General features: G+C 32.4%; 10 protein-coding genes. 5 read left to right on the forward strand and 5 right to left on the reverse strand.

All coding sequences use genetic code 11. The features are described 5' to 3' along the window. Positions 1 to 235 precede the first annotated feature (235 nt). From nrdF to nrdI, 3 genes are all read right to left on the reverse strand, one after another. The gene (gene nrdF, locus MHZ36_RS10540; RefSeq protein ID WP_239231576.1) at positions 236 to 1,204 is read right to left on the reverse strand and encodes a class 1b ribonucleoside-diphosphate reductase subunit beta; all 969 of its coding nucleotides are present in this window, start codon (positions 1,202 to 1,204) and stop codon (positions 236 to 238) included. A 238-nt stretch (positions 1,205 to 1,442) separates the two neighbouring features. Beyond that, a complete protein-coding gene (nrdE, locus tag MHZ36_RS10545) occupies positions 1,443 to 3,548 on the reverse strand; it encodes a class 1b ribonucleoside-diphosphate reductase subunit alpha (protein WP_239231578.1) in 2,106 nt (701 codons plus the stop codon). Beyond that, positions 3,511 to 3,909, reverse strand: a complete 399-nt coding sequence (nrdI, locus tag MHZ36_RS10550; RefSeq protein WP_239231579.1) for a class Ib ribonucleoside-diphosphate reductase assembly flavoprotein NrdI — start codon at positions 3,907 to 3,909, stop codon at positions 3,511 to 3,513. Before nrdI ends, nrdE begins: the two co-directional genes overlap by 38 nt. A gap of 731 nt (positions 3,910 to 4,640) precedes the next feature. Between nrdI and MHZ36_RS10555 the strand changes: the two genes are divergently transcribed. The 5 genes from MHZ36_RS10555 (at position 4,641) to MHZ36_RS10575 (ending at position 10,792) form a co-directional block, all read left to right on the forward strand. Continuing rightward, positions 4,641 to 5,507 carry a DMT family transporter gene (locus MHZ36_RS10555; protein ID WP_239231581.1) on the forward strand — a complete coding sequence of 289 codons (867 nt, stop codon included), beginning with the start codon at positions 4,641 to 4,643 and terminating at the stop codon, positions 5,505 to 5,507. A gap of 43 nt (positions 5,508 to 5,550) precedes the next feature. Beyond that, a complete protein-coding gene (queF, locus tag MHZ36_RS10560) occupies positions 5,551 to 6,051 on the forward strand; it encodes a preQ(1) synthase (protein ID WP_239231583.1) in 501 nt (166 codons plus the stop codon). A gap of 182 nt (positions 6,052 to 6,233) precedes the next feature. Further along, positions 6,234 to 7,748: a peptide MFS transporter gene (locus MHZ36_RS10565; protein ID WP_239231585.1), complete on the forward strand. Its 1,515-nt coding sequence runs from the start codon at positions 6,234 to 6,236 to the stop codon at positions 7,746 to 7,748. Positions 7,749 to 8,219: 471 nt separating this feature from the next. Next, positions 8,220 to 9,725: a peptide MFS transporter gene (locus MHZ36_RS10570; RefSeq protein WP_239231587.1), complete on the forward strand. Its 1,506-nt coding sequence runs from the start codon at positions 8,220 to 8,222 to the stop codon at positions 9,723 to 9,725. Between the two features lie 119 nt (positions 9,726 to 9,844). Then, positions 9,845 to 10,792 (forward strand): diacylglycerol/lipid kinase family protein, encoded by a 948-nt coding sequence (locus MHZ36_RS10575; RefSeq protein ID WP_239231595.1) that lies wholly within the window; start codon positions 9,845 to 9,847, stop codon positions 10,790 to 10,792. A 211-nt stretch (positions 10,793 to 11,003) separates the two neighbouring features. On the opposite strand, the gene MHZ36_RS10580 is transcribed toward MHZ36_RS10575, so the two are convergent. Continuing rightward, positions 11,004 to 11,552, reverse strand: a complete 549-nt coding sequence (locus MHZ36_RS10580) for a 5' nucleotidase, NT5C type (RefSeq protein ID WP_239231597.1) — start codon at positions 11,550 to 11,552, stop codon at positions 11,004 to 11,006. 173 nt (positions 11,553 to 11,725) lie between these two features. Next, positions 11,726 to 12,781, reverse strand: a complete 1,056-nt coding sequence (gene hisC, locus MHZ36_RS10585; protein WP_239231599.1) for a histidinol-phosphate transaminase — start codon at positions 12,779 to 12,781, stop codon at positions 11,726 to 11,728. Positions 12,782 to 12,801: the final 20 nt, after the last annotated feature.

Genomic DNA, 12,801 nt, shown 5'->3' on the forward strand with positions numbered 1-12,801 from the left:
GTTTTTTATACGGGTTTAAAACCCAAGAGTCCGCACAGTCTACTCCTCTCTACAACTATAAAAAATAGCTGCGAAAAAATCTATCGTCATAGATTTCTTCACAGCTAATCTTAGTATGTTTCTTATTGATTTTTATATAACTGTAACTTTCCCAAAGCCTTCTCCAATTCGGATCTGGTATTGATCTATCAATCAACACTGATATAGTTATATACTAATTGCATTACAAAAATGATTAATCTTCGAAGATAAAATCTTCATCTGTTAATGCTTCTACATTTAAAGCTAGTGTATAACCATCACCTTTAACTGAGAAGAAATCATGGTTTTTCGTTGTTGTATCTAAAGCATTTTCAATAATTGGATTGAATTCTCTTTCTTCAAAATAAGGTTCAAAGCCAAGGTTTGATAATGCTTTATTTCCATTATAACGTACATAGTTAAGGACATCTTCTGACAAATCAAGTTCATCATATAAAGAATGTGTATATGACACTTCATTTTTATATAGGTCATCAAGTAATTTATACATTTCCTGATCTGCTTGTTGCTTTTCACTTTCAGACAATTCATTTCTTAAACTTTGTGCATCCATACCTGTAAATACACCATGAATAGATTCATCAAGTAAAATTTTACGGATAATTTCACCTGAAGTCGTCATTCTACCTTGTCCAGCAAGATAAAGTGGATAATAGAATCCAGAGTAAAATAAGAATGTCTCTAAAAACACACTCGATACACGAGCCATATATTGGTCATAAACCGAAGCTTCTTTACCCCAAAGTTTGTGGTAATTTTCGATGATTTTATCTGATTTATATTTCAAATGCGGTTCTTCAATCACCCATTTATCTAATAGGTAATTGGTTTCACTAGAAGGAAGTAATGTTGTAAAAATATGTGAATAACTTTTAGCATGGATTTGTTCCATCATTGCCATAAAAGAATATACAGCTTTTTTACGCAAATCAGTTGTATGTAACATGATTAGAGGCATACCATCATCTGCTTGATGTGTATCTAATCCTGTTAACCCAGCCAATGCTTTTTTGAATGCATTCTTCTCTGCTTCAGTTAAAGTTTTCCAACTTGCTATATCCTTCGATACTTTAAATTCTGTCTCTACCCACATTTGTGAAATATTTTGTCGCCAAAACATATTTGTCATATCTTCTTGTGTATTCCAATTGACTGCTTTCATTTAGATATTGTCTCCTATTCCAGTATAAATTTATTTTGGGCAGTGATGTAAAATCTTTAAAACATAAGCAAACAAAGTTAACAGTCAAATCGTTTTATTAAAACCCTCTTTTCGTTTTAATGTACAAATAACGATTGGCTGTTAACATTAATTTTCAATAAATGATTTAACATTTATCATGCCATGCTTATATCTCATTCATTTTGAATTAATCACTGATCGTCGTGTCTTGTTAAAATTAAATTGAGCAACTCGTACATTCTTCAACACTTAATAATTTATTTCTAGTGTAGTATAAAGACTTTAATCCTTTATGATGTGCATATACATAGAGTCTAGACAATTCACGTGTAGATATTTCTGAATTTACATAAAGTATCGTTGAAATACCTTGGTCCACATGCGTTTGAATTGTAGATATTAAATCAATTAACTTCATTTGATCAGTATTAAACGCTGATTTGTAATACCACATAGTTTCAGGTGATAAGAAAGGCATTGGATAAAATGTTTCTGCATTACCATAAGTACGTCTTTCAATTTGATCAACGATAGGCATAACAGAGCTTGTTGCATTTTGTACATATGAAATACTTTGTGTTGGTGCAATCGCTAAACGATAAGCGTGGAATAAACCATGCTGTTCAACTTGTTGTTGCAATGCTTTCCAATCTTCTGGTGTAGGAATTTCCAAACCGTCAAACAATTTACGTACTTTTTCATATTGTGGTGCAAATGTTTGTGAAGTATAGAATTCAAAGTATTTACCATTAGCGTAATCAGACTGTTCAAAACCAACATATGTTTCTTGTCGTTCTTTAGCAATTTCCATTGAGCGCTCAATGGAGTAGTAATTCATCATCATAAAGAATATGTTAGCAAAGTCTTTTGCTTCTTCTGACTCATAACCAATTTTATTTTTAGCTAAATAACCGTGCAAGTTCATAACACCAAGTCCAACTGAATGCAACTCACTATTTGCCTTTTTAACACCTGGTGCATTTTGAATATCTGCTTCATCACTTACTACTGTTAATGCATCCATACCAGTGTGTACCGAATCTTTAAATTTACCTGATTCCATTACATTTACAATATTAAGTGAACCTAAGTTACATGAAATGTCTCGTTTAATTTCATCTTCTGTACCATAATCATTAATGATTGATGTTTCTTGTAATTGGAAAATTTCAGTACATAAGTTACTCATCTTAATTTGACCAATGTTTGAGTTTGCATGCACTTTATTCGCATTATCTTTAAACATTAAATAAGGGTATCCTGATTGTAATTGTGTTTGTGCTATCATATTTAACATTTCACGTGCATCTTTTTTCTTTTTATCAATATTTGGGTTAGCTACTAATTCATCATAATATTCATCTATATCGATATCATCTAGTGTTACACCGTATTCTTTGTAAATTGTATGTGGTGCAAACATATGAAAGTCTTTACCTTCTTTAGCTAAATCAAAGAATTTTGAAGGGACGATTAAACCAGTTGAAATTGTAGATAGACGTAAATCTTCATCAGCATTTACCTTTTTAGTATCTAAAAATTCTTCAACATCATAGTGGAAGATATTTAAATATACAGCACCAGCACCTGGACGTTGCCCTAATTGATCCGCGTAACTAAAACCGCCTTCTAATGATTTTGCTACTGGAAGTACGCCCTTCGCAACACCTTTAATGCCTTTTATTGCTTCACCACGTGCACGTAATTTAGACAAGTTAATTGCTACACCGCCACCAATTTTACTTAATTGTTTAGCTGTCGCATCGATAAAGTTGATTGAATTTAAGCTATCATCAACTTCTAACAAGAAACATGATACTAACTCACCACGACGTGCGCGTCCTGCATTCAAGAATGTTGGTGTCGCAGGTTGGTAACGTTGTTCAATCATAGCTGAAATAAATTGCTTAGCTGTTGCCTTATGACCATTAGCAAGATAAAGTGCAACAATTACAACGTGCTGTTTATAATCTTCTAGATATTGACTTTTATCATTTGTTTTTAATGCGTAATCTTTGAAGAATTTACTTGCTGACATATAGCTAGCAAAATTAAATTCAATTTGCTTAGCAAAGTCAGTAATTTCTTGAAGATCTGCTTCTGAATATGCTTCAAATACATCAAAATAGAAGTCGTTATCGACGAGGTAGTGTAGGCGTTCTAGTTCACTATCGAAGTAAATCGTTTTATCCTTTATCTCTTCTAAATAAACAGTTAATGCCTCTTGATCCTTTTCTAAGTTGAAAAAACCATTATCCTTACGCTTGGTAACTTCATTATTTAATTCAATATGATTGTATTTCTTCTCGTCTATTATCTTCATTGAAATGTCCCACCTTATCTTTAAATTCGCTAATATCTTCTTTCGTTCCTTGTACTTCAAACTTCATTAATAAAGGAACATCATATTGTTCAGAGATAGTGCGGCCAGCTTTTGCGAAATTTTGTCCCCAATTTCGATTACCACTTGCTGCAACGGCTCTAATCAAGTCTTGGTTTACCTCTAAAAATGATTGAACAGGTTGTGGAATTTCACCAAACCCTATTGTTCCAGTGACCATAATGAACGGTTCATCTAATCTTTCCGTGCAATTATTCTGCGTAATTTCCATAGTATTGTTCAATTCTGCTCTGGCAATGAAACGTCTGACATTACCGGAAAATGAAAAATAAACAACCTTCATCGGCACACCTACTTTCTATTACTATGATTATCCATATCAATTAGGAAAATCATTATATTTCACCAATTTGTTCACCTAATTTCAATCAAGTCCATTCTCAACTAATGACCGAGTACTTATAAAACACAATATATAGTAATAAAGTAATCTACATATAGTAATGTAAAAATACGTTTAAACAGTATTAATACTATATTTGTCATGATTAAGTGCCTAAACCAGTGTTATTTTACTTGAAATTTGGTTTATTATATATAAAGTGACTAGAAACCGAAACACAATATATAGTGTTTCGGTTCTGTCGTTAATACTATATTATGTGTTTCATTATACATAAGTCAGAAGACGATTAAAAGCCTTTTTATTTGATGAAACTATGACGAAATTTTGAAAACGGAATGAAAATGGCACCAATTCAACTTTAAATTGATGTCACCTCTCCCAAAAAAATTTTTTCTATTAATTTCGTTCATTTTATTTGATTTTTTTAAAATTAAGACAAAGCCTTACATACTGTCACTTTGCACATTTCACTAATTTTGTTGTATAAAATATTCAAAAAATTTGATTTACTTCGATAAGTATTAATTTTAGTCAAATACCACAAAAACAGAACATTTGTTCGCTTTTATATAATATTATATTTCTTCCCTAATTTCAAGTATATATACATGTTCTAAAATTTTATGCTAATATAGATACGTTAAATTTTTAAAATTGAGGCGATATTATTGAATCCTAAAGTTAAAGGTATCATCGCTATTCTAATTTCTGCAATTGGCTTTAGTTTTATGTCTGTGTTCTTCAGATTAGCAGGCGATCTACCTGTATTTCAAAAGTCACTCGCTCGTAATTTGGTAGCTATGTTTATACCTCTCTATTTCATATTTAAATATAAGCAACCTCTATTTGGTAAATTAAGTAGCCAGCCGTTACTTATATCTAGATCAACACTTGGTTTAATCGGTGTACTACTTAATATCTATGCAATCGACCATATGATTTTAAGCGATGCGGATACTTTAATGAAACTTAACCCCTTTTGGACTATATTACTTAGCTTATTTTTCTTAAATGAAAAAGTACGTAATTATCAGTTTATTGCTATGTTTGTTGCAATATTTGGGATGTTATTCGTAGTTAAACCTGAGTTTTCATCATCGGTAATTCCGGCAATAGGTGGTTTATTCTCTGGTATTTTTGCTGCCGCCGCATATACGTGTGTGAGAGCTTTAAGTTCAAAAGAAGCACCTTATACGATTGTTTTCTATTTTTCATTCTTTTCAATCATCGTATTAATACCATTTACTATCTTTACTTTTGAACCTATGACATGGATTCAATGCTTATATCTTTTAGGTGCTGGATTAGCAGCAGCTGTTGGCCAAATTGGTATTACCTTAGCTTATAGTTATGCTCCTGCAAAAGATATATCTATTTTCACTTATGCATCTATTGTTTTTACAGCATTATTTGGTTTTATATTGTTTGGAGAATCACCAGATTTATATGCTGTTTTAGGTTATATTATCATTATAAGCTCTAGTTATTATATGTTTGAAAAAGCACGCCGACAACCAATTAGTATAAAAAAATAACACTAATAAATATTTTTTATGATTAAAAAAGGAGCGATTTTCTATGGCTGAAGGCCGTAACAAAGACGAGTTACAAGATATTACATTACTGGGCAATCAAAATAATCAATACGATTTCGACTATCGTCCTGATGTATTAGAATCATTTGATAATAAGCACCAAGGCAGAGATTACTTTGTCAAATTCAACTGTCCTGAGTTCACATCACTTTGTCCTATCACTGGACAGCCCGATTTTGCAACAATATATATTTCTTATATACCAAATGTAAAAATGGTTGAATCTAAATCATTAAAACTTTACTTATTTAGTTTTAGAAATCATGGTGACTTTCATGAGGATTGTATGAATATTATTATGAATGATCTTATCGAACTTATGGATCCACATTATATAGAAGTTTGGGGCAAATTTACGCCACGTGGTGGAATTTCAATAGATCCTTATACAAACTATGGTCGCCCTAATTCGAAATACGAAAAAATAGCAGAACATCGTTTAATGAATCACGATTTATATCCAGAAAAGATAGATAATCGATAATAGCTTTTCCTATTTAACAGGAATGAAAACACGTCGTTTTCATTCCTGTTTTTTTAATTAACTAATAATACAAATAGTATAATAAATCACTTTCAATTTAATATTGTACAAATAATACATACACTTGTCATTTTTATAAAAACAGTATAAAATTAATCCAACTATAATCGGGGAGGGAATTTATGAGAAAAGTTAGTTATACACACGAAGAAATTATGGAAAGCACACCGCGAACAGGTTTCTTTGGTCATCCAAAGGGACTAAGTACTTTATTCTTCACTGAATTTTGGGAGAGATTCAGTTACTATGGTATGAAAGCCATCCTAATCTACTATTTATACTACACAGTTGCTAAAGGTGGATTTGGACTTGATGAAGCTGTTGCGTTACAAATTGTATCTATTTATGGAACACTTATTTATATGTCCGGTGTTATCGGAGGTTGGATAGCAGATAGAATTACCGGGACGCAAAACGCCGTCTTTTATGGTGGATTTTTAATTATGGTTGGACATATCTTATTATCCTTGCCTAATAATTTAACATTAGTCATGGTCGCACTTGCTGTTATTATCGCAGGTACAGGCTTATTAAAGCCAAATATATCAACCACTGTCGGAGAGCTTTATGACCGAAATGATGTCAGAAGAGATGCTGCATTTACATTATTCTATATGGGAATCAATTTAGGTAGTCTATTAGCACCATTAATCACTGGCTATTTACAAACAAGAATTAGTTTCCATGCAGGTTTTTTAGCTGCTGCCATAGGAATGTTTTGTGGTTTAGTTGTCTACATGATCAAACGCAAAAAGAATCTTGGTTTAGCTGGACGCAATGTACCTAATCCATTAACTAAACCCGAAATAAAGAAATTTGTACTGATTACTCTCGGCGTAATTGTATTGTTTTTAATTTATTTATTCGTTTTACATTTAAACAATGCATTATCGTTAGAAAACTTTAGCCTATTAGTAACAATCTTAGGTATTGTTTTACCAATATATATTTTCTTAAATATGATATTGAGTAAGGATGTTACAAAAGATGAACGTGCAAGAATTTATAGTTACATACCACTCTATATTACATCAGTTGCGTTTTGGATGATTCAAGAACAAGGTTCTACAATATTAGCAAGTTTTGCCGATAAAAAGACACAACTTGAAATGTCTGTATTAACTGGAGGTTTAATTGACTTCTCAATCCCAGCATCATGGGCACAGTCATTAAATCCAATTTTCATTGTTTTGTTAGCACCAGTTTTTGCCACTTTATGGCTCAAACTTGGTAAACATAATCCACCTACAGTGCATAAATTCGCATATGGTGTTATCGTAGCTGGTTTATCATATCTTGTAATGATTATTCCGTTAGCCTCTGGACAATCACTTGTTAACCCATTATGGCTTGTACTTAGTTTCTTCTTAATTACAATCGGAGAATTATGTATCTCACCTGTTGGATTATCTACGACAACAAAGCTAGCACCGATTGCCTTTACAGCTAGAATGATGAGTCTATGGATGTTGAGTAATGCTACTGCACAAGGACTTAATTCACAATTAGTAGTTGTTTATACAAAGATTAATCAAAGTGATTATTTCATGTACTCAGGACTTGTAGCAGTCTTTATCGGCATCATTTTACTATTCATTTCACCTATTGTGAAACGTGCGATGAAAGGTGTTTATTAAACCAAATAGACGCGGTTTTTATTATTTATACTATAATTAATTTTAAGTTAGGAGTCTGGTGCATAAACCTCCATTCTCAAAATAAGGGAGCAAATCCGTAAAAGGTTTGCTCTCTTTTATATTCAAAACCATACTATCTTGAATATGCTTGTTCGCCTCGGAAATATTGCTATCTTATAGTTTCTTACTTATACAACTCCCCCACACGTCAGTACATTAAAAAATCGGTATGATATCTTATCAATTATTGAAAATATCAAACCTTTCATATAATAAAATAATCACCATACTAAAAATAATTATGTATAACTTTGTTTCAAACACTCTAGTGACATACAATTATATCAAAATATTATGTGAATATTCAGAATATTGTTATTTTGAGAATATTATTGCAATTCAATAATATTAGGAGTAAAATCTTTTTTATACATTTTTTTATTGGGAGCTAGAAAGGACGGGGAATGTTTTATGCAAAACCAAACAACCCATGAGCAAGACGCACAATCTATCCCACAAAAAGGCTTTTTTGGACATCCAAAAGGTCTAGGTGTTCTATTTTTTGTAGAATTTTGGGAAAGATTTAGTTACTATGGCATGCGTGCCTTGCTTATTTTTTATATGTATTTTGCTATCAAAGATGGTGGCTTAGGTATGGACAAAGGCACTGCACAATCGGTAATGGCTGTGTACGGTGCATTGATTTATATGACATCAGTATTAGGTGGATGGATTGCTGATAGAGTGACAGGGACACGTTCAGCAACACTTATTGGTGGTATATTGATAATTATAGGTCATATATTCCTAAGTTTACCGTTAGACATCGTTGGACTATTTATTTCGATGTTCTTTATCATTGTAGGTTCAGGTCTGATGAAACCGAATATTTCAAATATTGTTGGTAGACTTTATCCTGAAAACGACGTAAGACTTGATGCAGGATTTGTAATTTTCTACATGTCAGTCAATATGGGCGGACTCATATCACCACTCATATTAAATCATTTTGTTGGAACTGCTAATTTCCATGGAGGGTTCTTAATTGCTGCAATAGGAATGGCGCTAGGACTTATATGGTACGTGTTATTCAACAAAAAGAATCTTGGTACAATTGGATCGAAAGCTTCAAATCCATTAACTCAAAGTGAGAAAAAGAAATATGGTTTAATATTTGCGATTGCGATTATTATCATAGCAGCAGTATTAATCATCACTGGATTAACAGGTACTTTATCATTTAACATTATTAGTACAGCAGTACTTGTGTTAGGTGTAGCTTTACCTATCATTTATTTTACTATCATGATACGCAGTAAAGATGTAACAGATGACGAACGTTCAAGAGTTATTGCCTTTATACCATTGTTTATACTTGGAGTATTATTCTGGTCAATTCAAGAACAAGGCGCCAACGTGCTAAATTTATATGCATTCGAAAGTAGTGACATGAAATTAAATTTATTTGGATGGAAATCTGATTTTGGACCGGCACTATTCCAATCAATTAATCCATTGTTCATCGTTCTACTAGCACCAGTTATTTCTATAATTTGGGCTAAAATGGCAAGACGCCAACCAAGCTTACCTACTAAATTTGTTTTGGGAGCATTTTTAGCAGGTGCATCATATATCATGATTGGCTTAATTGGTCATTCAGCAGGTGCATCAAACATTAGTGTAAACTGGGTTATTTTATCGTATATCATTTGTGTTATTGGTGAGTTATGCTTATCTCCTACCGGCAATAGCGCGGCAGTAAAATTAGCACCTAAAGCATTTAATGCGCAAATGATGAGCTTATGGTTGTTAACAAACGCCTGTGCTCAAGCAATCAATGGTTCACTCGTGCATTTGATTGAACCTTTAGGTTATAAAAATTACTTTCTATTCTTAGGTGCAATTGCAATTATCGTTAGTGTAATTATTCTAGCTTTTGTGCCTAAAATTGTTAAAGGTATGCGAGGAATTAAATAATTGTTAAACTAAACTACGATGAACTTATACCGTTCATCGTAGTTTTTTTGTTATAAAAAAAGGTATAATATAAAATATGTATTGTTAAACATAAAATAGAGAGAAATATGGTGAATATATTGACTAACAAAAAATATAATCATGGCGTTTTATTTTACCATGAACACTCTGGTATCAAAGATATCTATAGAGGTTTAGGGGATGTTTCCGCTGCTTTAACTTCATTTTGTAAGCACCTATCTATACAACTTAGTGAAAATGAAGGAGACATTATTGAATATTGTAAAAAAATCAAATCCAAATCATATAGTGATGACGTCGATATTGTCTTTATATTAGGTGGCGATGGCACTGTTAATGAATTAATTAATGGAATCATGCAGAGTGAACTCGATATACCTATAGGTGTTATTCCTGGTGGCACGTTTAATGACTTTGTAAAGACATTAAATTTAAGCCCACGACATAAAGCAGCTAGTCAGCAATTAATTAATGCTGAGCTTGTACCATATGATGTAATGAAGATTAATAATCAATATGCATTAAACTTCGTTGGGTTAGGTTTAATCGTACAAAATGCTGAGAATGTTCAAAATGGTAACAAAGATGTATTTGGTAAATTGAGCTATGTTGGATCAACAGTAAAGACTTTGCTTAATCCAGAATATTTTGATTACACTTTAACAGCCGATGATAAAACAATTAGTGGCAAGACATCTATGCTAGTTGTCGCAAACGGACCGTTTATAGGTGGCAGTCGTATACCACTTACAGATTTATCTCCAAGTGATGGCTATTTAAATTCATTTATATTTAAAGAACAGAATACTAGCGTTTTAAATGATATATTTAAGCAACGTGATAGTATGAATTGGAATCATATGACCGAAGGTATTCAGCACATCCTAGCTAAAAAAATTACTATAGAAACAGATCCAGTAGTGAAGGTGGATATCGATGGAGAAATTGCATTAAAAACACCTCTTGATATTGAAATCATTCCTAACGCTGTACAAATATTAACACTCAATGATATGCTTCAAGATGATGAAGGATCAGACATATAAATTATCTATTTACTTAATTCGCTAAAAATAAAAACAGGCTAGCACATTAATTTTATAATGTGCTAGCCTGTTTTGTTATGCAGATAGTAATAAAGCGTAGCAAGAAATTAAAATCAAAACGATTGTAACTCTCTCTATCTTTACAGACGTGTGATAACAGTGAACTATTAGCAATAGACTTCTATCCCACTACCCTTTATATTATAAGTTATTAAATTTGGTAAGCTTTATCTCCAAGGAAATATGTTTCAACATCTTGCCAGTTATTTACGCGTGTAAATCGATCATCGTTAATATTATGAGACGCTGTATACATTATCGGCTTACCAGTAAAAATACTTAGTTGTCTAGGATTATCATCAATGAGATAATCGGCTTTTACAATATTCTTTCTACCACAAAATACAAATTGCTGTGGATCTAAAAACGGAAAATACTCTCTTAACCATTCATATTTATCATGAAATGATGTAGGAACATCCATTGCTGCTGTAGCAATATAAACATCGTAATGCTCAGTTAGATTTTTCACTACTGCTTGCGCATCTTTCATAACATCAAGCTTTCTAAAAAATCCTGGTTCTCTCAAAATCTCGGTTAACAGCCCATCATGTTCAGGCATAGCATGTCGCAATTTCATCCCATCTAACATATCATAAGAAATGCCTAAATCCGTATGCTTATTTACATCTTCAATTAAAGCGCCTACTGTATCAGCTAATACTTCATCCATATCAATTGCAATTGATTTTCGTGTCATTAATTACTCTACTCCCTTTTATATAACCTCATGTATCTTAGTATATCAAAACTATGTATTTTTGCATTGAAATGTAAAATTCAAAAATACATTTAGATATCATCCATGTTAGGCATACGATTGATAGATTATTGCGCTTATCATCTTTTTTTAAAGTTATTTCATAGCACCACTTATAACTCAAAGTCTTTAAGCACTTGAATCATTTTGTCATTTTGTTCAGGGAATCCTACAGTAATTCTCACACCATTTGGAAACTCACGTGTAATACAACCCACATTTAATAAAGCCTCATATAAATCATGTGGTTTAGACGTTTTTACAAAGACAAAGTTTGTTTGACTATTGAAAAATGCTTTACTATTATCTATGGCAAAGAATTTTTCTCTTTCCTCTGCATTTCTTTCTCGTATAAATGTAAGATACGATTGATCTTCAAGTGCCGCAAGTGCCGCATACTCTGACAAACGCCCCACATTAAACGGTGGACGAATAATATTCCATTTTTCAATCGCTTCTTTAGCTGCAACAACATAACCTATACGCATACCCGCTAGACCATAAGCTTTTGAGAATGTGCGTAATAAGAAAGCATTGCTAAACTGTTGTTGTAACTCCAATGTATTTGGAAAGTCTTGAGCAGTAACAAATTCCACATATGCTTCATCTATAATTACCGGTATATGACTCGGTACTCTCTCTAAGAAATCTTTCAGCTCATCATGTGTAAAATATGTTCCTGTTGGGTTGTTAGGATTACACAACCACACTAACTTAGTTTCGTTATCAATTTCATTTAATATACCTTCTAAATCAAAGTATCCTTCTTTTAACGGTACTTGTACTACCGTTGCCGCTTCAACAACCGCATTATGATAGTATTGTCCAAATGTCATTTCACTCGTCACTATCTTATCACCAGCTGACAATACCGCACGGGAAATCATCAATATGACTTCATCTAAACCTGCTCCAAATAAGATACGTGACTGCTCAACATTTAAATGTTTGCTTATCGCTTCTTTAATCATTGGAGAACCCGTTTCCGGATAAAAATTCAATTCATCTAAATGACTTTGAATTGCTTCTTTTACTTTTGGTGATGGTCCATATAAATTTTCATTTGAAGCTAATTTATATAACTCACCCTCAATTCCGTAAGTCTCTTTTAAGGCACGAGGTGAAAGCCCCGGCTCATATGCTGATAATTGCTCAATTTGTTTTTTCATGGTTGCTTCGGTCCTCCTTA

Source organism: Staphylococcus sp. ACRSN (assembly GCF_022346615.1).
Classification (GTDB): Bacteria; Bacillota; Bacilli; order Staphylococcales; family Staphylococcaceae; genus Staphylococcus.

Excerpts from the sequence above, each read along its gene's own strand:
- nrdE (WP_239231578.1), bottom strand. The coding sequence starts at position 3,548 with ATGAAGATAATAGACGAGAAGAAATACAATCATATTGAATTAAATAAT.
- MHZ36_RS10570 (WP_239231587.1), top strand. The coding sequence starts at position 8,220 with ATGCAAAACCAAACAACCCATGAGCAAGACGCACAATCTATCCCACAA.
- nrdF (WP_239231576.1), bottom strand. The coding sequence starts at position 1,204 with ATGAAAGCAGTCAATTGGAATACACAAGAAGATATGACAAATATGTTT.
- hisC (WP_239231599.1), bottom strand. The coding sequence starts at position 12,781 with ATGAAAAAACAAATTGAGCAATTATCAGCATATGAGCCGGGGCTTTCA.
- MHZ36_RS10565 (WP_239231585.1), top strand. The coding sequence starts at position 6,234 with ATGAGAAAAGTTAGTTATACACACGAAGAAATTATGGAAAGCACACCG.
- MHZ36_RS10580 (WP_239231597.1), bottom strand. The coding sequence starts at position 11,552 with ATGACACGAAAATCAATTGCAATTGATATGGATGAAGTATTAGCTGAT.
- queF (WP_239231583.1), top strand. The coding sequence starts at position 5,551 with ATGGCTGAAGGCCGTAACAAAGACGAGTTACAAGATATTACATTACTG.
- nrdI (WP_239231579.1), bottom strand. The coding sequence starts at position 3,909 with ATGAAGGTTGTTTATTTTTCATTTTCCGGTAATGTCAGACGTTTCATT.